The 20,130-nt window shown below is 54.1% G+C and carries 18 protein-coding genes and 1 pseudogene; 5 read left to right on the top strand and 14 right to left on the bottom strand.

The window, feature by feature from the left end:
* Window position 1 precedes the first annotated feature (1 nt).
* Window positions 2-928 carry a LysR family transcriptional regulator gene (locus CRO87_RS11660; protein WP_097163110.1) on the top strand — a complete coding sequence of 309 codons (927 nt, stop codon included), beginning with the start codon at window positions 2-4 and terminating at the stop codon, window positions 926-928.
* Here the strand turns inward: CRO87_RS11660 and mdcH are convergent.
* The 11 genes from mdcH to CRO87_RS11605 form a co-directional block, all read right to left on the bottom strand.
* Window positions 918-1,820, bottom strand: a complete 903-nt coding sequence (mdcH, locus tag CRO87_RS11655) for a malonate decarboxylase subunit epsilon (protein WP_097163109.1) — start codon at window positions 1,818-1,820, stop codon at window positions 918-920. The genes CRO87_RS11660 and mdcH overlap by 11 nt on opposite strands.
* Window positions 1,820-2,437: a malonate decarboxylase holo-ACP synthase gene (locus CRO87_RS11650; protein WP_097163108.1), complete on the bottom strand. Its 618-nt coding sequence runs from the start codon at window positions 2,435-2,437 to the stop codon at window positions 1,820-1,822. Before CRO87_RS11650 ends, mdcH begins: the two co-directional genes overlap by 1 nt.
* Window position 2,438: 1 nt before the next feature.
* Window positions 2,439-3,398, bottom strand: coding sequence for an AEC family transporter (locus tag CRO87_RS11645; protein WP_097163107.1), 960 nt, complete (start codon window positions 3,396-3,398; stop codon window positions 2,439-2,441).
* Window positions 3,399-3,536: 138 nt separating this feature from the next.
* Entirely contained in the window at window positions 3,537-4,337 is an 801-nt protein-coding gene (mdcE, locus tag CRO87_RS11640) for a biotin-independent malonate decarboxylase subunit gamma (protein WP_097163173.1), read from the bottom strand.
* Window positions 4,337-5,170, bottom strand: a complete 834-nt coding sequence (locus CRO87_RS11635; protein WP_097163106.1) for a biotin-independent malonate decarboxylase subunit beta — start codon at window positions 5,168-5,170, stop codon at window positions 4,337-4,339. Before CRO87_RS11635 ends, mdcE begins: the two co-directional genes overlap by 1 nt.
* On the bottom strand, window positions 5,163-5,462 hold the full coding sequence (mdcC, locus tag CRO87_RS11630; protein ID WP_097163105.1) for a malonate decarboxylase acyl carrier protein: 300 nt from the start codon (window positions 5,460-5,462) through the stop codon (window positions 5,163-5,165). Before mdcC ends, CRO87_RS11635 begins: the two co-directional genes overlap by 8 nt.
* Window positions 5,463-5,472: 10 nt before the next feature.
* Window positions 5,473-6,333 (bottom strand): triphosphoribosyl-dephospho-CoA synthase, encoded by an 861-nt coding sequence (locus CRO87_RS11625; RefSeq protein WP_097163104.1) that lies wholly within the window; start codon window positions 6,331-6,333, stop codon window positions 5,473-5,475.
* Complete coding sequence (gene mdcA, locus CRO87_RS11620) at window positions 6,333-7,988, bottom strand: malonate decarboxylase subunit alpha (RefSeq protein WP_097163103.1); 1,656 nt, start codon at window positions 7,986-7,988, stop codon at window positions 6,333-6,335. Before mdcA ends, CRO87_RS11625 begins: the two co-directional genes overlap by 1 nt.
* A gap of 312 nt (window positions 7,989-8,300) precedes the next feature.
* On the bottom strand, window positions 8,301-8,594 hold the full coding sequence (locus CRO87_RS11615) for a hypothetical protein (protein ID WP_097163102.1): 294 nt from the start codon (window positions 8,592-8,594) through the stop codon (window positions 8,301-8,303).
* A 384-nt stretch (window positions 8,595-8,978) separates the two neighbouring features.
* On the bottom strand, window positions 8,979-11,771 hold the full coding sequence (locus CRO87_RS11610; protein ID WP_097163101.1) for an autotransporter outer membrane beta-barrel domain-containing protein: 2,793 nt from the start codon (window positions 11,769-11,771) through the stop codon (window positions 8,979-8,981).
* Window positions 11,772-12,177: 406 nt separating this feature from the next.
* Window positions 12,178-12,801, bottom strand: a complete 624-nt coding sequence (locus CRO87_RS11605; RefSeq protein WP_176504303.1) for a helix-turn-helix transcriptional regulator — start codon at window positions 12,799-12,801, stop codon at window positions 12,178-12,180.
* 756 nt (window positions 12,802-13,557) lie between these two features.
* On the opposite strand from CRO87_RS11605, the gene CRO87_RS11600 reads away from it, so the two are divergent.
* On the top strand, window positions 13,558-14,193 hold the full coding sequence (locus CRO87_RS11600; protein ID WP_097163099.1) for a LuxR C-terminal-related transcriptional regulator: 636 nt from the start codon (window positions 13,558-13,560) through the stop codon (window positions 14,191-14,193).
* A gap of 353 nt (window positions 14,194-14,546) precedes the next feature.
* Here CRO87_RS11600 and CRO87_RS11595 read toward each other — a convergent pair whose 3' ends face one another.
* On the bottom strand, window positions 14,547-15,584 hold the full coding sequence (locus tag CRO87_RS11595) for an AI-2E family transporter (RefSeq protein WP_097163098.1): 1,038 nt from the start codon (window positions 15,582-15,584) through the stop codon (window positions 14,547-14,549).
* A 398-nt stretch (window positions 15,585-15,982) separates the two neighbouring features.
* Here CRO87_RS11595 and mdtJ point away from each other — a divergent pair, with 398 nt between their 5' ends.
* The 3 genes from mdtJ (at window position 15,983) to CRO87_RS11575 (ending at window position 18,928) form a co-directional block, all read left to right on the top strand.
* A complete protein-coding gene (gene mdtJ, locus CRO87_RS11585) occupies window positions 15,983-16,345 on the top strand; it encodes a multidrug/spermidine efflux SMR transporter subunit MdtJ (RefSeq protein WP_097163097.1) in 363 nt (120 codons plus the stop codon).
* A complete protein-coding gene (mdtI, locus tag CRO87_RS11580; protein WP_097163096.1) occupies window positions 16,332-16,661 on the top strand; it encodes a multidrug/spermidine efflux SMR transporter subunit MdtI in 330 nt (109 codons plus the stop codon). The genes mdtJ and mdtI overlap by 14 nt, the downstream gene beginning before the upstream one ends.
* Before the next feature lie 104 nt (window positions 16,662-16,765).
* Window positions 16,766-18,928 carry an EAL domain-containing protein gene (locus tag CRO87_RS11575; RefSeq protein ID WP_097163095.1) on the top strand — a complete coding sequence of 721 codons (2,163 nt, stop codon included), beginning with the start codon at window positions 16,766-16,768 and terminating at the stop codon, window positions 18,926-18,928.
* Here the strand turns inward: CRO87_RS11575 and CRO87_RS11570 are convergent, their stop codons facing one another.
* On the bottom strand, window positions 18,929-19,753 hold the full coding sequence (locus tag CRO87_RS11570; protein ID WP_097163094.1) for a serine protease: 825 nt from the start codon (window positions 19,751-19,753) through the stop codon (window positions 18,929-18,931). It lies immediately after the preceding gene.
* A gap of 260 nt (window positions 19,754-20,013) precedes the next feature.
* Window positions 20,014-20,130 (bottom strand): annotated as a pseudogene (locus tag CRO87_RS22900) (acid-shock protein); the annotation flags it as partial.

Raw genomic sequence — 20,130 nt, 5'->3', positions numbered from 1 at the left:
AATGAAAGACGACATTAATCAGGACATCACCTTTCGCAAGCTCAGCGTCTTTATGATGTTTATGAGCAAGGGCAACATTGCCCGCACCGCCGAGGCGCTGGAACTGAGCAGCGTCAGCGTTCACCGGGCGCTGCACACGCTCGAAGAGGGCGTTGGCTGCCCGCTGTTTGTGCATAAAGGACGCAACCTGCTGCCGCTGCCTGCGGCCTGGACGCTGCTGGAGTATTGTCAGGATGTCATCAACCTGATGAATAAAGGTCTGGAGGCGACCCGCAAGGTGGCAGGCGTCGGGCGCGGGCGTTTGCGCATCGGCACGCTTTATTCGCTGACGCTGGAAACGGTGCCGAAAATTATTATGGGTATGAAGCTCCGCAGGCCTTCGCTGGAGCTGGATTTAACCATGGGCTCCAACCAGATGTTGCTCGATATGCTGGAAGACGACGCGCTGGACGCCATCCTTATCTCCACCAACGAAGGCGAGTTTGCAGGCTCGAAATTTGACGTGATCCCACTGTTTCACGACGATATTTTTCTTGCCGCACCCGCCAGTGAAAAACTCAACTCAGCGCAGGCCGCCGATCTGCGTGACTACGCTGACCGCAAGTTTGTCTCTCTGGCGGAAGGGTTCGCCACCTATGCAGGCTTTCAGGAAGCTTTTCATATTGCGGGTTTTGAGCCGGAAATTGTCACCCGGGTGAATGATATCTTCTCGATGATAAGCCTGGTGCAGGCGGGCGTGGGCTTTGCCCTGATGCCGGGGCGGATGAAAAAAGTCTATGAGAAAGACGTCCAGCTTCTGAGGCTGGCGGAACCGTATCAGATGCGCCAGCTGATTTCGATTGTCTATTCCCACCACCGCGAACGCGATCAGGATTTACTGGCGCTGGCGGCGGAAGGGCGCATGTACGCCCGGAGTCTTAACGGCTGAGTCGCTTAACCAGATGCTGCGCCACTTCAACGCTGTTTCTTTCCATACAGATGGCATCACCCTGCCAGCCCGCGAGGTGCGTCAGTCCGGTTAACACGCTGCCGGGCGGCATCTCAATGGCCAGTCGCGCATCGCGCTGATTGGCGGAAACCATCGCATCCTGCCATTGCACGGTGCGGGCCATGTTATACGCCAGATCGTCGGCGATTTTTAGCGGTTCCCACAGGACGCGCCCCGTCGATCCGCTAAGATAAGCACGAGATGGGCGTGACAACGTCACCGATTCAAACGCCCGGGCTAATTCTGCCGCGGGTTTATCCAACAAAGCACAGTGCGAAGGCACGCTCACCGCCAGGCGCGTGGCCTTGCTGGCTCCGGCCTCCAGCGCTTTGTGCGCCACGGCAGCCATATCCTCATCCCGCCCGGCGATCACGATCTGCGTTTCGGCATTGAGATTGGCAATATAAGTGCCGCTGCCCGTCATCAGCTTTTCCACCTGACTGAGCTGAAGGCCAACGATCGCCGTCAGGCCGTAGCCGTGCGGATAAGCCTGCTCCATCAAATCACCGCGCAGGGCCACCAGCCGCAGTGCATCGTTAAAATCCAGCGCCCCGGCGATCACCGCAGCAGGGTACGCGCCAATCGACAGGCCGCTGACGATGTCCGGTTTGACGTCATGACGAATAAGCTCACGCGCCCACGCCACGCCCGCAATCAGCAGACAAAGCTGTACCGCGCGGGTGTGTTTCAGGGCATCTGGCGTATCGAGCCGATCGGTTTCATCGCCAAGCACGGCGCGCACATCAGCAAGAACGGCATCGCCGTCGGGCAGGTTTTGCAGCATGCCCGGGCGCTGGGTGCCCTGGCCGGGAAAGGTAAAGAGGATTTTCATCAGGGCTCCCTGTGCCACGGCGTTGCGGTGAGATGCGGGCCGGTGGCGGTTTTCAGCAGAACGCGTCCTTCGCGCAGCCACTCGTTTAGTGCAAACGCGCCGAAGGGCGTTTCAATCTGTGTGTCGGCCCGGCACGGCAGCGTTTCTACCTGCGCCTGCCACTGCCGCAACTCATCGTCAGTCAGCGGCTGCGGGGCGCGGATCAGCAGATCGAGATCGCTGTCGGCGTGCAGAACGGGAATTTCGGTGGCAAGGGCATAGGCCGTACTGCCGGTAATGCCCCAGATCCACGGCCACGCAAAGGTGGTCAGTAAAATAGCCGCCTGAACAGGCGGCTGAGAAACAAATGGGGAGTGCAGCAGGCGCTGGCGTTCGGCCAGTTCTTCCGGCGTCACGACGCGGGAAACGGACTCTGCTTTAATCCATCCGGCGGCGCGCTGTTCGCGCTTCATGCCGCGCACGCCTACCGGAATATCGCCGTTTTCATTCACATCGCGCCGCACCACCACGGGCAAGCCCGTCTGCCATTGGCTGGCCACCCACGCCTCATCAATATTGAGCAGGGCGTCGCGGCTTTTCAGCCACAGTAAATCATGAGGGCGCGGTGTGAATGTCATATTACATGCCTGAAGTTAAGGTGATGAACAGCGGTAACGACAGGATACACAGAACGGAGCTCAACAGCAGCACGGCTTCTGCATCCGGCGACTGCACGCCAAAGCGGTTGCCGAACACCACGCCGAAGAAACCAGCAGACAGCGCAATCATCAGGATCGCGGTGATCGCGACGGAGCCGTGCAGGCCGAAGGCCAGAACGATAGCCCAGGCGATAAAAGGCTGGATCAGCAGCTTGGTGATGGTGGCGATGCCGACCATCGCGTTCAGCTTCAGCTTACGGGCAGACAGAATCACACCGGTCAGGAACAGCGCGGCGGCGGTAGCGGACAGGCCCAGCGGCTTGATAGCGGCCAGCAGCAGGTCCGGCATTTTGATCCCGATCGCCGAGAGGATCACGCCGAGCAGCGGGCCCATCACGATTGGTTTTTTCAGTGAACGCCACATCAGTACCGGCAGCATCGCCAGGGTAGAACCGCTGTTTTCACCGGCGGCGCGTGCTTTTTCACGCTCCAGGATCAGCAGGCAGAACGGCGTCATCAATACGGAACCACAGGCGATGGAGACAGCCACAGAAAGCGAGGTCGCAGAGCCTTCACCCAGCACGCTCCCCAGAATGGGCAGGCCAAGTGCGGCGTAGTTTGGCAGCGCTACGGTCAGCGTCAGGACGGCGGCATCCTGCGGGGATTTTTTAAACACGCTGGTGGCGAGGAAGTAGATTGCCGCGTAGGTAATCCACATAGCACCCGTGAGCACCACAATCAGCGGCGACTGGGCCACAATACCTGCCCACGGAGTCTGCACGGTGGCGCTGAACAGCGCGGCGGGCAGGGCAAAGTCCATCACGAAGATGTTAAGCAGCGACACATTTTTGTTGTCGACCATTTTGGCTTTGCCGGCCCAGAAACCCAGCAGCATGATGATAAAAATTGGCGCGAGCGCATGAACAATTACGTAAGTCATAGATCACCTGTAGTAAGAAAAAAGAGAACATTTGCGATGTTTATAATTTTCTAAAAGCGGCTTGCCGTGGGCGCTATGCTGCGCCCGACGGTTGCCGCTTTCGGCAGGTCTTTTTTTACGTACTTCTGATGTTGCCCCTTACCAGCTGGCGCGCATCCTTTCGCGTACCAGGGCGGAGCTACGGCGATTTTCCGCGCCGAGACGGTTTTTCAGCGTTGGATCCTTACGTGCATCCGAAATTGCTTTCTGCACGGTGAGTTCCACCAGCGCCAGGTCAGCATCGGACGGCGCATCCGGGTTGCTGAGGTTAAGCAGATCGGAAAGCAGGCCGAGGGTGGCGTAGTTGCTGACGTCATAGGCCATTGGCGGAATGGTTGCCGCCAGTTTTTCCAGCGCATCGACGGTACGCAGCGTGATACGCGCGGCGGACTCTTTGCCCATCGCATGCACCAGCACGCCTTTGTCGTTGATGGCAATCAGACGGTTGGCCTGATAGCCGTGCGCCAGAAATGCCCCGGACATCGCCTTGCCGACGATAAGACCGATCACCGGATGGCCCGCCAGGCGCGCTTTGGCATAAGCACCTGCGGCACCGGCCAGCGCCTGGTGAATACCGAACGCTTCTTCGCGACGGCCATAGGCCTGACTTGGCACGTCAATCACCGCCACAATCGGGCGCTTCACGTCGCTGTTGGCGTCGGCATCAATGGTTTCATTCACCACTTTTGCCAGCGTCCAGCCTTCCAGCAGGCCCACTTCGCCTTTCGCGGCGCGCGGGTAGTGATTATTGGCATCCGGCACTACAGCGATGAATCGCACGCTCTCGCCGTTCAGTTCGCCATCGGCAACCTGTACGGAAGGGCACAGGCCGTTCATGCGAGGCGCATTCGGCGCGAGTTTTTCCAGCCACAGGGCTCCACGGCTATTGGACTGAGTCATCATTTCACCTCCCCGGCGAAAAGCTGTTTGATCTGCGCGGTGTCGGCCTGCTGACGGGTGTCGAAGTTGCTCAGACGGGTCAGGAAGTCGGCATATTTGTCGCTGCGGTTTTGCGCCGGAACGCCTTTGGCAATGGCTTCGTTCATCGCGGTTTTCACCGCGTTGACGCCGTCATCCACCAGCGCATCCACCAGGCCGCTGGCATAGCGGATTTCGCCGCCGGTCATGCTCCAGATGAACGGGCGGTCGCGGGAGTCGTACTCTTCGATTCCGGCTTCCTGCTCGATAACCTGCGGACCGTTCAGGCCGAGGCGCGCTTCACGGGTCACAATCAGATAGCTGCACAGCGCGGCGGCGATGGACATCCCGCCGAAGCAGCCGACGGTGCCGGTAATGATGCCGACGACAGGCGTGTAGCGACGCAGATCGACAATCGCCGCATGGATATCGGCAATCGCCGCCAGGCCGAGGTTAGCTTCCTGTAAGCGCACGCCGCCGGTTTCGAGACTCAGCACGGCCTGGGTCGGAATGCCGTTGCGGTTGTCTTCCGCCGCCAGTTCGAGCGCCGCTGCCATTTTGGCACCGGACACTTCGCCCATGCTGCCGCCCTGGAAGGTGCCTTCGATGGCAATCACCACCGCCGACTGGCCGTTAATGGTGCCGCGAGCGACCACCATGCCGTCGTCGGACTGCGGCACCACGCCCTGCGGCGCGAGCCACGGCGACATAATGCCTTCGAACGGATCGAGCAGTTCGCGGTAGCTGCCGTCATCCAGCAGCGCATGGGCGCGTTGGCGGGCCCGTAATTCAATAAAGCTGCGGTCGTTACGCATGAGCCACCTCTTCAAAAACCTGTTCGATACGAATGCGCGCCACGCCCGGCGTCGCGCCGAAATCGTGAATAATTAGCTTGCCTGCGGGCAGGCCATTGGTCAGGTTCAGGCGGTCAAACAGCGCGTTCCAGCGACGGGTGCTGTTGTCCACGGAGGTGGTGATATCAATGCTGAGGGTATCCCCGGCGGCGGCGGTGAACAGCACTTCCATATCACCGGAGCCTACAACGCCTGCCAGAGCTTTGCCGCTGAAGGTGCGGCTGGCAGGAAATGACAATGTAATGTGTTCCATAACATCCTCTTTAAATTGAGCAAGACGCGGGCTGGCTGACCCTGTCGAGAAACAGCGTGGCGGCGAGAAGATCCGCAGCGCCACCGGGCGAAGCGTTCAGCGCGAGCATCTGTGCGTCGAGTTTTGCGAGCGCATCGCGACCCTGAACCGTGGCACAGCCGCCTGCATTCAGCACCGCGCGGGCACCGGTCTGCATCGCTTGCAGGCCCGGCATTCCGGCGCGGGAAAGCACACAGGTGTCGCTGAGCGAGGTCATGATGGCCATCAGCGCATCCAGACGCGCTTCGCTTTCGTTCGCGCCCATCGCACGGGTGCGTAACAGCTGCGGCAGCGCAAGCTGCATCACGTGCGGAAACGCCTGCTGTGCCTCTTCACGCGCGCCGGGCACCCGATACTGATGCGTGGCTTTCAGCCCTTTGCTGAACACCTTCGGCGCGGCGTGGTCCGGTAAACGGGCGAGCAGGGCGGCAGTGTCTGCAATCTGCTGCGCGGAGGCATTGCCGTTCAGCATTGCGCTCGCGCCAATCAGTAAACCCAGTGCCCAGATGGCACCGCGATGGGTATTCACGCCCTTCGTTGCGGCCATCATCTGCTGTTCGCCTTCGCGCCCTAAGCGGCCCACGGTTTCGCGCAGGGCGATATCCGCAGGACGCTGCCAGCTTTGCTGAGCCAGTTGCAGAAACGTCGGGGTCAGGCTGTGCGCCGAGCGCTCCATCAGATCCAGTGTCAGGTCGTGATGGGCACCGTTTCCCCGGCTGTCCACCAGACCCGGCTTCGGGCTTAATCGCGCTTCGTCGATAAGGCAGTCGCGGGCGATGAACGCCAGCTGTTGCGCCTGACCTTCGGCATGAGTCTGTGACAGGAGTTTCATTACCAGCTCCGGAATTTCGCAGGTGGGTTGTACAGGCCGTCGGACCATTCGACCAGGTCCGCCACGCTGCCTGCGGCGAGCAGGGAACGGGTGGCGTCGGAGCGGCGGATGCCCATGTCTTCCGGGTACACCACTTTGCCGCTTTTGCGCAGCTCAGCGACGCGTTTGGCATCCACACCCAGGCCGATGTCGGTGATCCCGGCGACGGCGGCAACCATGGCGCGGCGCTCTTCAAGGCTTTCACCGCGATAGAGATAGGCGATGCCTTCTTCGGTCAGCACGTGGGTCACGTCGTCGCCGTAAATCATGACCGGTGCCAGCGGCATGCCGGAGGATTTAGCCACTTCAACGGCATCCAGCTGTTCGACGAAGCTTGGCTTCACGCCCGCCTGGAAGGTTTCCACCATCTGCACGACGAGTTTTTTACCGCGCTGCATTGGGTCAGGCTCGGTGATCATGTTCAGCCAGGCAGGCGTGGCGTGACGACGACCGTGCGGATCGTGGCCCATATTTGGCGCGCCGCCGAAGCCGGAGAGGCGTCCGCGCGTCACGGTGGAGGAGTTGGCGAGGCCGTCAATCTGCAACGTGGAGCCGATGAACATGTCCACCGCGTACTGGCCTGCCAGCTGGCAGAAGGCGCGGTTGGAGCGCATGGAGCCGTCGGCCCCGGTGAAGAAGATGTCCGGACGGGCGCGGATATATTCTTCCATCCCGAGTTCGCCGCCGAAGCAGTGCACGCTCTCCACCCAGCCGCTTTCGATGGCAGGGATAAGCGTCGGGTGCGGGTTAAGGGTCCAGTGCTTACAGATTTTACCCTTCAGACCGAGCTGCTCGCCGTAGGTTGGCAGCAGCAGTTCGATGGCGGCGGTGTTAAAGCCGATGCCGTGGTTCAGGGACTGCACCTGATGCTCGGCGTAGATGCCTTTGATTGCCATCATCGCCATCAGGATATGTTCCTGTTTGATGAGGCGCGGGTCGCGGGTGAACAGCGGTTCGATAAAGAACGGCTTGTCGGCGACGACCACGTAATCAATCCACGAGCCTGGAATATCAACGCGCGGCAGGTCGCATTCGTCATCGACGATTTCGTTAACCTGGGCAATAACAATGCCGTCGCGGAAGGCGGCGGCTTCCACCAGCGCCGGGGTATCTTCGGTGCTCGGGCCGGTGTAGAGGTTGCCTTTGCGGTCCGCTTTATAGCCGGCAATCAGCGCCACGTTCGGGCAGAGATCGACGTACAGGCGGGAGTAGAGTTCGATATAGGTGTGGATCGCGCCGATTTCCAGCTGACCGTCCTGTAACAGCTGCGAAATGCGCAGGCTCTGTGGGCCGGAGAAAGAGAAATCGAGCTTGCGGGCGATGCCTTTTTCGAAGATATCGAGATGCTCGCTGCGCCCGACGCTCGGCATGATCATATGCAGGTCATGCACTTTCGACGGGTTCACTTCGGCAAGCATACGGGAGAGGAAATCAGCCTGCTTCTGGTTGTTGCCTTCCAGCACCACGCGGTCGCCTGGGGCAATCAGTTTTTCCAGCGCATCCACCAGACCGTCGGTGGGAATGACTTTCCCCTGCACCGAAAGGGAAGCCACGCGGCGCGCTTTCTCGCTGCGGCGCGTGTTCCAGTTCCGGGCCGGACTTTGGCCAGCATTCATTATTAACCTCCTGATTCAGCAAATCATTTTTGCCTGGATTTATGCTGCAGTTAGTCTGCTCCGTAAGGAGTAACCCATCAATTAACCCGGGGTGCAGATTGTTAGCCTTAGAGTAATAATTTCGTACGGAATTATGTGACGGCGATCGAGGATAGAACGGGAAGTGTAGACTACGGCTAAAGAGAGGCAGGGACAGGTGATGAAAATGAGGCTGCGCTGGTGTTCAGAAAAGAGGCAGGGATAAGGATAATGTTACTGGCAACAGTATGAAATGGAAAAGCGTTCCCCGGCCTGAAACCGGGGAAGGGATGCTTAACGCGCGGTAACCGCCGCGGCAGCAACAGGATTATCAGAGCCTGCAACAACGGCGGTGCGTGCGACAGGATGACGGCCACTGCCGGTCGCAACGGCCATCGCGGCCGGGTTATCGGAGTGACCAACAACTTCTGCCCGCGCCACAGTATTTGCACCATTACCGCCGGTCGCTGCAGCCATTGCAACAGGATGATCGGCCGTGGCCACTGCCGTTGTACGGGCAATAGGGTGATTTGCAAAAGCCGGAAGTGCTACGGTCGCGAAAGTCAAAGCCAGAATAATTTTTTTCATGATACCACCTCAATAATATGCCCCTGCTGGCGGGGCAATATGTTGTTCGGGAAGATAAACAGACAGTTCCCAATAGGAATTTAAGACAATGAATTAATGTATTATTTCGCATTAAATCACTGCCGATGACAAGAGGAGGTTTATTTATTATTAAATTGGTGGCGGGCATCTACTGGATTAGTTATGACTGTTTCAACTTTGGTTTTACACCAGAAAGGAGAGCGCAGTATCAACAACATACCGCCAAAAGTGGCCTGACGCTAACGCCGCTAAATCCATACTTTAATGGCAGGGGGTTATTGTATTGGCCGTTATCAAATAAATATAAATTAAGAGGCTGCCTGAAGCAGCCTCTGGGGACATCATAAAGAGCGCTGAATAGATTCAGAATTGATATTTAATACCGTACATCGCGGAGGCGTCATGATAGCCTTTGCCTCCCATCTGTACGCCCACATTGCCCCACATATTCAGCCTGTCGCCGAGTTTGGCCTCAACGCCGGTTTTGATTTCACCAATATTTCGTGCTCCCTGCTGGCTAATGGTTCTGTCGTCCAGCGTGGCTGAGAAGGTGTTGGTGTTGTGTAGCCAGTTCATTTCAACAAAGGGTTCGAACTCCCGGCGCTTACCTTCATCCATTTTGTGATGGCTGTTGATGTAGGCTCGTAATCCCAGACGAGTCTGGACATTTCCGTCACCGCCGAAGCTGACACCGGAACCGTTAGATTCAGTGTGTCCGTGGCTGCGAACACCCATCCAGATAGCCTGCGCCTTAGGTTGCAGATACCAGGTGTTAAGCGTGCCCTGACTGCCGTAGAAACGGCCCATCTCTTCCGTCCAGCCCGCTTCCACGGAAGCCGTCAGGCCACGTGATTTATAGCTTTCAGAGGGCAGGTCATCCCCTTTAACGTGGTTGTTGAACCAGCTGTAAATAAGCCAGCTATCGGTGTACAACCCTTCTTTATGCTCATTATCGGCATACCAGGTGCCGTAAACCCCGACGCTGTAACCACTGAGCGTACCGTCGGCTTTATAGTCGCTCCAGCGGGAACGTGTGTTGCTCTGGTTGTTGGCATAACCCCCCATGATACCGAGATGCCAGCGATCTTTTCCGTCGGTTGACCACTGCGCCACGTCGCCACCTAACTGGGCAATATAGCGGTTGCTTTGCGTGGTCAATTGTCCGGCGCTATGGAAGACGTTGTGCCCGCCAACTTGTCTCAGCCAAAGGCTGGTCACTTTTTTCTCGCCAGTCAGGGCATCGGTATATTGTGTTTCGCCCAGTCGGTCGTGTAACCGCATAACAAACATACCGTTAGCCGCAGCGTGGTTTGCCAGATAGGCGCCAGGCTCAGGGCGAACTAAAGGTGTCAACGGGCCAGGACCAGGTTCAGGCTTAGGGTCAACGCCGGGTTCAGGTTTCGGGTCGACACCGGGTTCTGGCTTCGGTTCCGGTACGGGATCCACCGGTGGAGGCTCTGTCGGCGTCACAGAACTCACCAGATACCAGTTTTCGCCTTTACGCACCACGTCATAGTCATAGGCGCCTGCGACAATACGGCTTGCCTTCGTGAACTCACCGAATGAAGTACCGCCCACTGTAATAATCTCAATGCCTTGCTGGGTGAGTGCACCTTTACCGCCGATGTTGTTAATACTGACCTTAGTGCTGCCGGGCTCTACGTCACCGAGTACGTGCAATTGATCGGTGAGGGAATCATCACCACCCAGGACGGTATTCAGTCTCAGCGAACCATTTGTCCCGGCAAAATTATCCACGACGGTGAGATAAGCCGGAGTAAAACTCTGCTGGTTTTCAGGGGCTCGCCATGCAATTTGCGCATCATTAAGATCCATTCGGGTGATGACGGAACTGGCGGTCATATCCCACAGGCTGTTGTCGCCTTTGATATCCAGATAGATGTAGCCGTTATCTGCCGTGTTGAGTTCACCATTGGCGCTGAGCTGGGTGGAATCAGCTGCGCCGGAGAACAGTGAGCCCTGAATCATTCGCAGGTCAATGGTTCCCTGGCGAGTGGTCAGCATATCGCCTTTCACGTTATAGATGCCTTCGCTCTCAGGGCCTTCCAGGAAGCCAGAACCGATATAGGCTTTTTTACCCGTGGCGAAGAGAGCGTAGCTATCATCGCCATTAACCTGCACGTTGACGTTGCGGGTCAGGTAGAGACGGCCGCCGTCTAATACAAGCTCACTGTTCGCATTGAAGTCATTTGTAGGGACCGAAGGAAAAAGAGTCGCCGCCAACGGACGTACAGGAGCGCCAGATATCGGCCCCCTTTTAACCCCATCTTCGGCCACCAGACCAGAAGCGGCCTTACCCTGGGTTACAACGCTGATGTCGCCCGTTTCAATCAAACCGGTTTTATTCGCGTAGACCGCATGGGCTTTATCGCCTAGCGTTTCCACAAAGGTATTGTGCCCAAGAGTGATGAGTGCAGAATAGGCGTAATGATTATTGCCCCTGGAGTTGTTCATCCAATAGGCAGCGCCGGAATAGATGCCGTATCCGCGACCAACCAGTTGTCCCCCATCGGCAAAACTGCCGTTGGTTCCAGCACCGGCAGTGCGAATAGTGGCATTGTTACCGACGTTAATAACGTTGCCTCTATTATCATCCGCTGGTGCAGAGGAGACAATCTCTGCGGCCAGCCCCATGCCGTCCGCGGTATACACGCTAAGGTCATCACCAAGTATGACGTTCGATGAGCCGCGATTGGAGAGAAAAACGCCGGAGGCTTCTTTCCCGGACGTCTCAATCTGCGTTTTGCCCGTGAAGGTTAATTTGCCATTTTCAGCCTGAATGGCGGTAGCACCCTCTCCGGTGGTCCTGATAATCAGTTGCTCTGCGGGGATGACCGTATCGGCGAAATTACGAAAGTTAATGGCACGGCCATCAAGCGATCCCGGTGAGCCATAACTGATTCCGGTCGTTTCAATGACAACACTTTCCCAGGGATTCAGAAGCTCGGCAGCGTTGCTGTTTAACAGTCCGGTCTCGCCATTACAAACGTACTGAGTATTATTGACAGACATGCAGTCACTGGCATCGGCAAAAACGGAAGCAGGGAATACGCTGCCGATTAATCCAGCAATAATACAGGCTAATGTTGACTTTTTGAATTTTTCGCGTGACGCAGACGCTCCATATGTATTCATAATGGCTTCCTTATAGACGTGATGTCCTGGTGTATCTAATAATTTGGGTGAAATATCTTGGTGCAGATGCTGATTGATAGCGTATTGTTTTTTATTGACGAGGTAAATAATCCCCTCAAACAATAGGATTATTCATTCTGAGGTCGGGGATTACGCGAGGAATCAAAAGTGCAGTGATTTGGTAACATTATGATTGATATGGTTTTTATTTATTATCCATCCAAGAGAAGAAAAGCGGTGCAATATAGGATATAGGAATATTTCGCTTAGCTATATGAAGAGAAATCAGAGTGTGGATTGTATTGAAAAGCGTGAGCGTCATTTGGATGTTATTAATGGGAGAAAGGAAATAAATGCGCCCACTTCTGCAAAAAAATAGCAGAAGCGGGAAAAGGAATAATGTAGTTCAGGAAAGCTTAAGAATTTCTTTTTTCTGGATTAATTCATACAAGCTGCAGACGCCCAGTTTCGTAAAGAGCCTTGCACGCCAGGTATAAACTGATTTGTAGGGCGTATTTAGTCGGTCTGAGATATCTTTTATCGACTCACCTTCTACAATCAGCCTCAGAAAATCCCTGTCCTGATCTGAGAGTGCGTGAACCGGTGATGCATCATTTTTATAGCAGACATCGGTATAATCCACGCTCATAGCCTGGAGCAGTATTTTTTTAATTTCAGACAAAGCGGGTTTAAAGGGGAGCGAATTGTAGGGGAGATCCTTACCATTGCGGATGTCATTGATGATAAAGACTCGGGCAAACTTCAGTGCATCCCGATGCGAGGCGAGATACTCGGTGAGTTCTGCTGCCATCTCCCGGTCAATCAGGATCCCACAGCGATGTTGCTGACTGATCTCCTTCAAGTGTCCGGCGTTGAGGGTGTCCAACAAATGGATATCGCATATTTTATCTGTTTTGGCTAATATTATGGGTTGCATTTCATTAATAAATGCCAACCAGCCAGTACGAAGAAAGTGATTTTTACTGATGACGTATAAAGAAACTGAGTTAATACTTCCGTTGATATTCATTATCATGCACTCCATTTTTTTATAACTTATCATCCTTTTGATGAGTGAACAAAATCCAGCTGACTTATTATTAAATTATTAAAATGAAATACTTATAAAAAGTTTTAAAAAACTTACAATTGATGTGGGAACTTTAAATAAACACGAGTTAATTGTCTGCGCCTCAGAGTTTTGTTTACGATAGGTTTAAAAATGGCATGATCCTGAAGGGGAAGCAGCGCTCAGTTAACGATCAAACAGTGAGTTATGTCGGTTCAGTTGCTTCCTGCTAAAAAAGGCTTTTTTACACTCCTGTACAAATACGATGACGAGGACTGACAGTCCATTAACTTGATCATGCGTTGTTTATAAATTGTTAAAAAATAATGTACCCCAAAACTATTACGCTCTAAAATGTGATGTATATCACAAAATATGAATGAATTATCCTCATTTCAAGGACAGCAAAGCGTGGTGAATTAGGAATTTTTCTACCGCACGTCGTAAATTCGACCGTTATCCAATCGCGCTATTATTTTTTCGATGGCGAAGTGATAGAGGGGATTCTTAGAATAATAATAAAATACAGGGTGTTGCAATGATTGCTATCAGTGACCATCCCATGGTAGTGCATTTCCTCTCTTACTCAAGATTTATCGATATTATTCAAGAGTAAGATATTTCTTCATTTGGTGAGGAATTTGACGATCTATACAAGAAATTTATTTTAACTTAGATTGTTTAAACAATAATGAGAAAGTGTTCAGGGATTTTTTTATGGATAGTGTCAGCTCAAAATGTGATACGGGAAGAATACTCGTAATATCCAGCGATAAATATTTTTACATGGGGATGAGGTCGATATTAACTTCGATGCTGCCTGATATTCTGCAAAAAAACGGTGTAGTGTATGACATTGAAAGTGTTAATATCAGCCAGTTTATCGATCTGCACACTATTTTGTCTGAGGATAACATCGTTGTTATCATCGATTACCATGCCAAAATGGAGTTAAACTCTAACGTTATTAGCCTCATTATGAATTATGGTAAATCAAACTTTAAGCTTATCATCTTTGAACCAACGATTAAGCCTGTCGCTTCTCATGCTTATTTTTCAAAAAAAATGCGCATGAATTTATTGAAGGAAAAGATCTTCACGATGATAACGCAAACAAATTATGCGGATTTCAGAAAGCCTTTCATTGAGGAACTAACCCCAAGAGAAGGACGGTTAATCAATCATGTGCTAATGGGCAGAAGTATCTATGCCATTGCGGAAATAATGGGCATCAACATAAAGTCGGTTTATGCCATACGCGCCAGTGCTTATAAGAAATTCGGCGTGACGTCGTTGCAGGGGCTCTATCACAGCTCTTTCAGGAAGTTCTATATCACCGGAAGAAAAGTATAAATATAGGTCCGGCGAATCCAGTAGTGAAGAAACAATGCGGGAGCACTGGCTCCCGTCTTGTGTTGATGGCACGCCGCCAAAACCTGACTGACTTCACATATTCACCATCCGTATATGTCTCAGCGACTTAGAGGTTTTCTGTTTATGTTACATATACTGACAGGGCCTTATTCTGTATCGGGAATGCATGCAGAGGGGAGTGAATATGAAAGAGCAGGGAGCTGTGGTGGTAAAGATGATTGTTTTTTGGGGTGCACTGATTTTGTTAATGCGACAGGCCATCCTCGCAGGCTGGATTGACAGGCTGATCATGTGAGCATCGGGTGTGTTTGTACATGCCAGCCTGTCAGGGTTTACCCATTCTTATTCAAATCACTCAGCAGCACCGCAATACTCTGGCCGCCTTGCGTGTTTTCAAGACCAATCTTGACGACAATTGTGAGCGGGACCGACAGCAGCATTCCAACCGGGCCGAGCAGCCAGCCCCAGAATATCAGCGATAAGAAGACCACCAGCGTTGAAAGCCCCAGCCCGCGGCCCATAATCCGCGGCTCCAGAATATTGCCGACCACCATGTTAATGGCCAGATAACCCGCCAGCACGACCAGCGCATCATAAAAGGTGCCAAATACCAGCACCTGCAAAATAGGCGGGATCGCGGCGAGTACGGAACCGATGTTGGGGATATAGTTGAGCGCGAATGCCAGCATTCCCCAAATAAAGGCAAAGCGCACATCGAGCGCGGCGAGCATCCCCCAGGCGACGAGGCCCGTTACCACGCTGATGGCCGTTTTCAACACTAGGTAGTGTGAAACGCTGTCGATGGCCCGCTGAATGGCCGCCATGCCCTCCACGGGACGCACCATCATATTCTGCAACTTGGCGGGCAGCTGCGGCACTTCGAACAGCATAAAGACCACCGTCAGCAGCAGCAGAAAAATCGACGACATGGCGTTGGTCAGCTGCGTCAGCAGGCCAGTGACCAGCGTCATTGCGGCATTAGGGTCGATATACTTCACCAGTTCATTCACTGATACCTCAATGCCAAATCGCTGCAGCCAGGGCTCAAGATTTTGCAGCGGCACAATCAGCGACGAACGGTACTGCGGCAGCGTGCGGGCCAGTTCGTTGAGCGAGGTGCCAAGCGTGGCGAGGAGCAGCACCGCCACGAGAATGATCAGGCCAATCAGCAGGCTAATTGCCAGCGCGCGCGGGATGCGTAAGCGTACCAGCCACTGCACAACCGGGTTGAGCACCACGGCAATAAACAGCGCCAGAATAAACGGCACCACGATATCGGCGGCGAAGCGAATGCCAGTGAGGATAATCACCAGCATCCCGAGCATGATGACTATCTTTAATCCATTAAGCGTAATACCCGACTTAGCCATAAAAATCATTCCTTAACCTGTTTTCTACATCATAAAGGGGTATGACTTGAGAATAAACTTATACAAGCTAAACCGCCTCAGTAAAGAATTGAAAAGACTTTGAGTTTATTGTTGTGCTATGCCAGAATTGCACCGTGTTTAACTACTGAGGACAATTTTCATCCGCAATGACGAGAAGCAATCCCGCGGATAATTGTAATTATATGGACATCCTGTTCAAAACCCGAACTCCCTGTCAATCTGTTGTTTTTCCTTCCTTTATCTTACTCTCTGGTGAGCAGTACTGGCGCTCCGCGCTATAGTTCCCTTCTTCGTTTGAGCTAAATTTTAATCATTTTTATTCAGTTTGCGCACGTTGCAAACTGCGACCGATTATATTCTCAGGCAGGAGAAGAGAGATGTTTTACTGGATATTATTAGCCCTGGCGATCGCCGCGGAAATTATTGGTACGCTGTCGATGAAATGGGCCAGCGTCAACAACGGTCACGCGGGTTATATTTTGATGCTCGCCATGATCGCACTTTCATATATATTTCTATCATTCGCGGTTAAGAAAATCGCCCTCGGCGTGGCCTATGCGCTGTGGGAAGGCGTGGGGATTCTGCTGATCACCCTGTTCAGCGTCATGCTGTTTGATGAAAGCCTCTCCGTGATGAAAGTCGCCGGGCTGGCAACGCTGGTGGCGGGCATTGTGCTGATTAAATCCGGCACACGTAAAGCCAAAAGCAAAGCAGCAGAGGTGAGCCATGCCGCAGTTTGAGTGGGTTCACGGCGCCTGGCTGGCAGGGGCCATAGTGCTTGAAATCGTTGCCAATATTTTCCTCAAATTCTCAGACGGCTTTCGCCATAAGCTGTACGGTATTTTGTCGCTGGTGGCCGTGCTGGCCGCCTTCAGCGCGCTGTCTCAGGCGGTGCAAGGCATCGACCTCTCCGTGGCTTATGCCATCTGGGGCGGTTTTGGCGTCGCGGCCACGCTCGCCGCGGGCTGGATCCTGTTTGGTCAGCGTCTGAATCACAAAGGATGGATCGGTTTAGGCTTATTAATTGCCGGCATGGTGATGATTAAACTTGCATGATGTGACGCTGCCCGCATTTGCGGGCAGCGAAAAATGGTGGGTGTATTACGCTATCTGAATAGGGTGCATTTCCCCGATGCCTGTTGCGTGCATGAGGGTTGCGAATGTTGAATCCATCTCGCTGGCGTAATCTTGCCACTGCCAGAGTCCTGTTTGTGATGCTTTTTATGGCTGGCATCGGCCTGATCGTTTCTATTGTCTCCCTGCTTTACCTCTCCCAGCACCTGATCAGCAGTAAAACCAATGAGATAGACGCCCACCGTTCGGCGCTTTCTGTGGATGGTGCCATTCAGACCTCCGTCAACCGGGTGCTGTCTCTGGTGGTGGATAACGCCATCTGGGACGACGCGGTGCATAAGGTTTATCCGCCACAGCTCGATACCCGCTGGTTGTATGACACCTGGGGGGCCGGTTTTAAAATCAATAACCTCTATGACGGCACCTTCGTACTGGACCAGCATTACCAGGTGCTGTGGGGCTCGTTCCACAGCCAGTCGTTTAATGAACACAATCTGACGTTTTTCGGCGAGGGATTGCAGGCGCTGATTGATAAACACAGGGCCGACCTGGCGAGCGGAAAAAATATCTATGCCGGGATCACCCGGACGCGGGAAGGGGTGGCGTTCGTCGGAATTGGCCTGATTCGCCCGATGACCAGCCGCTTGCAGGTTTATGACGCCACCCGACGCTACCTGGTGATCACCCGCCATCTGAATCCGCAAATCCTCAAAGATCTGGGCAATACCTTCCAGATAGCCAACCTTAATTTCACGCCGCAAAAGCACAGTGAAAACAGCGTGCCGCTGAAAAGCTCCGGCGGGCAAATCATGGGCTACCTTAACTGGCAGCCGCGATTGCCGGGCGCTGAGGCGGTGATGGCGGCCTCGCCTGAAATTCGTCAGATTGTGGCCCTGGCCGTGGGGCTGATTTTGCTGTTTATCGTGCTCAGCAGCCTGGGATTGTACAAGCTGGCCCGCGGTGAAAAACAGGCGCGTGAAATCGCGCTCACTGACTGGCTGAGCCACTTACCGAACCGACGGGCGCTTATTGAGCATCTGGAACGTATTGTCCCTCGCAGCGAAGACGCGCTGAAAACCGTGGTGTTTATCGACCTGGATGGCTTCAAGGATGTGAACGACATTTACGGACATGACGTGGGGGATGCGCTGATTGTCCACATTGCCCGCACGCTGCAAATGCAGGTTCCGCCAGGCGGGATGCTGGCAAGGCTTGGCGGGGATGAATTTGCCATGACGGTCAGCGGGGTGGAGTCCGGACAAAAAGCGGCGGCGTTTGCCGGGAGCGTGCTCGATTATCTCAACAGCCCGATACGCCTGGGCGAGCGCACCATTCATATCAGCGCCAGCATCGGCATTGCCAGCGGAACGCTCCTCAGCAGCGGCAGCTCGGAGCTGTTTCGTCGGGCAGATATCGCCATGTATCACTCGAAAATGACCGGGAAAGGGCGAATAACTCATTACGATGCCGAGCTGAACAATGCCCGCGAATATCAGCTCAGCATTGAGAATGAGATTCGCGACGGGCTGGAAAACGATGAATTTGAGGTCTGGTATCAGCCGATTGTCGATGCACGCTCGCAGAAGATGACCGGCGTGGAGGCCCTGGTGCGCTGGCCGCGGCGGCCAAAAGGCGAACTTAAACCCGACGCATTTATCTCAATTGCCGAAACCAGCGGCCTGATTTATTCCCTCGGTCAGTTTGTGCTGCGCAGGGCCTGCGCAGATTTACAGGCTCTGGAGGATCTCAAACTGTCGGTGAACATTTCACCCGCGCAGTTTCGTGACCCGGAATTTGAAAACAAAGTGGCGCAGGTGCTCGAACTGAGCCGCTTTCCGCCGCACCGCTTGCAGCTGGAAGTGACTGAATCCTATGTTCTGGAAAACCCGGACAGAGCGAGGGCGGCGATAACCAACCTTAAACAGCTTGGTACCGCCGTGGCGCTGGACGATTTCGGCACAGGGTATTCAAGCATTGGCTATCTGCGGCGCTTCAATTTCGACACCATCAAAATCGACAAATCGCTGGCGGGGCTGGTGGATAATGACGATCAGGCGGCGGCGCTGGTGAGCGGCACTATTCGCATTGCCAGTGCGCTCGGGATGACGGTGATTGCCGAAGGGGTGGAGAACGAAAAACAGATGAAGCTGCTGCGGCTTGCCGGGTGCGATCAGCTGCAGGGGTTCTGGTTCAGTGTACCGATGCCGATTGCGTCGCTGCTGCAGCTGCGTCAGCAGCGACACTGTTAGCTATTCACCCGCCAGCGCTTCGAGCTTGTCACGAAAACCGGTGACGGAAATCGCGCGGTTATCAGCCCGCCATCTGTCCTTAGCCGCTGGCGCAGAACTCTGGACGCCAATCAGCTGCCAGCCATTCTCCGTTTTCAGCATTAGCGGTGAGCCGCTGTCGCCCGGCAGCGTGTCGCACTGGTGCGAGAGCACGGTGCTTTGCGCCCAGCCGGTTACCAGACAGTTGTCGTGCGTGTAAAGCGAATCCAGGTGATCGAGCGGATAGCCCGACTGGGTGACCTGGCGATCGGCCGTTTTCAGCGCGGCGGTCAGCGCGTCCTTATCTCCGGCGAACAAAGGCAGCGGAGTGATACCGGACGGGGGATTGCGCAGCACGATCAGTCCAAAATCCCAGGGCGCGGCAGACGACGGAACAATCCAGCCCTCGCCATCAGGCTTCAGGCGTTTGCCAAGCGACGGCTCCACGCGGCCCTCAATACCGTGAATTTCATAGCGCCAGACACCTTTTTGCGAAATAAACCGCAGCGCCACGGCTTTGTCAGGCTTGCCTTTCGGTGGTGTCAGCAGACAGTGCCCGGCGGTAAGCGCCAGGTGTGGGGAAATCAGCGTGGCGGTGCACAGATTGCCACTGGCGGTTTCCAGCTGCCCGATGGCATCCCACGGAGACTGTGTCGGATTCGTGACTTTGACGCGGTCGTCATGACCGAAAAATAAGGTTTTAAGATCTTTGGCACTGATGCCCGTATCGTCGCTGTCGTCGTCAGCATGGGTCAGGGGAGAAAAAAGAGAAACGGCCCCCAGTAAAACCACTATGGATCTGCGCATAACACTCTCTGAAGGGGTAATTATGATTATTAAAAGGTGAACCCAATGAGATTACTATAGACGGGATGAATAAAAAGTGGGAGTAAAATCAGCGTACTACACTCAGTACAGGAAAAATCGGGTGGCGACCAGCGCGCAGACGATCAGCAATAAAAGGATGAGCTCAAAACGGTAGCGGCGCAACATCATTGCTCTCCAGAAAAAAACGGCGCTGAAACAGCGCCGATTGAGTAGACAAGACCGTACTACCGGTTGCGAACTTATGCAGCTGGCTGAGCGGCTGGTTTAGCAGCAGTGTGTTTAGTGGTTTTATGATGTTTTTTAGCAGCCTGAGCTTTCTGAGCTACAGCTGGTTTGGTTGCCGCTTTTTTGTGGTG

The organism is Enterobacter sp. CC120223-11, from assembly GCF_900215375.1.
Classification (GTDB): domain Bacteria; phylum Pseudomonadota; class Gammaproteobacteria; order Enterobacterales; family Enterobacteriaceae; genus Scandinavium.
The sequence above is the reverse complement of the archived record's forward strand: the minus strand, read 5'-3'. Positions and strand labels throughout refer to the sequence as shown.

Coding starts and splice junctions, on each gene's coding strand:
- mdtI (WP_097163096.1), top strand. CDS start 16,332: ATGCCGCAGTTTGAGTGGGTTCACGGCGCCTGGCTGGCAGGGGCCATA.
- CRO87_RS11610 (WP_097163101.1), bottom strand. CDS start 11,771: ATGAATACATATGGAGCGTCTGCGTCACGCGAAAAATTCAAAAAGTCA.
- CRO87_RS11570 (WP_097163094.1), bottom strand. CDS start 19,753: ATGCGCAGATCCATAGTGGTTTTACTGGGGGCCGTTTCTCTTTTTTCT.
- CRO87_RS11615 (WP_097163102.1), bottom strand. CDS start 8,594: ATGAAAAAAATTATTCTGGCTTTGACTTTCGCGACCGTAGCACTTCCG.
- CRO87_RS11575 (WP_097163095.1), top strand. CDS start 16,766: ATGTTGAATCCATCTCGCTGGCGTAATCTTGCCACTGCCAGAGTCCTG.
- CRO87_RS11645 (WP_097163107.1), bottom strand. CDS start 3,398: ATGACTTACGTAATTGTTCATGCGCTCGCGCCAATTTTTATCATCATG.
- CRO87_RS11650 (WP_097163108.1), bottom strand. CDS start 2,437: ATGACATTCACACCGCGCCCTCATGATTTACTGTGGCTGAAAAGCCGC.
- CRO87_RS11600 (WP_097163099.1), top strand. CDS start 13,558: ATGGATAGTGTCAGCTCAAAATGTGATACGGGAAGAATACTCGTAATA.
- CRO87_RS11605 (WP_176504303.1), bottom strand. CDS start 12,801: ATGAATATCAACGGAAGTATTAACTCAGTTTCTTTATACGTCATCAGT.
- CRO87_RS11660 (WP_097163110.1), top strand. CDS start 2: ATGAAAGACGACATTAATCAGGACATCACCTTTCGCAAGCTCAGCGTC.
- CRO87_RS11595 (WP_097163098.1), bottom strand. CDS start 15,584: ATGGCTAAGTCGGGTATTACGCTTAATGGATTAAAGATAGTCATCATG.
- mdcH (WP_097163109.1), bottom strand. CDS start 1,820: ATGAAAATCCTCTTTACCTTTCCCGGCCAGGGCACCCAGCGCCCGGGC.
- mdcC (WP_097163105.1), bottom strand. CDS start 5,462: ATGGAACACATTACATTGTCATTTCCTGCCAGCCGCACCTTCAGCGGC.
- CRO87_RS11635 (WP_097163106.1), bottom strand. CDS start 5,170: ATGCGTAACGACCGCAGCTTTATTGAATTACGGGCCCGCCAACGCGCC.
- CRO87_RS11625 (WP_097163104.1), bottom strand. CDS start 6,333: ATGAAACTCCTGTCACAGACTCATGCCGAAGGTCAGGCGCAACAGCTG.
- mdcE (WP_097163173.1), bottom strand. CDS start 4,337: ATGACTCAGTCCAATAGCCGTGGAGCCCTGTGGCTGGAAAAACTCGCG.
- mdcA (WP_097163103.1), bottom strand. CDS start 7,988: ATGAATGCTGGCCAAAGTCCGGCCCGGAACTGGAACACGCGCCGCAGC.
- mdtJ (WP_097163097.1), top strand. CDS start 15,983: ATGTTTTACTGGATATTATTAGCCCTGGCGATCGCCGCGGAAATTATT.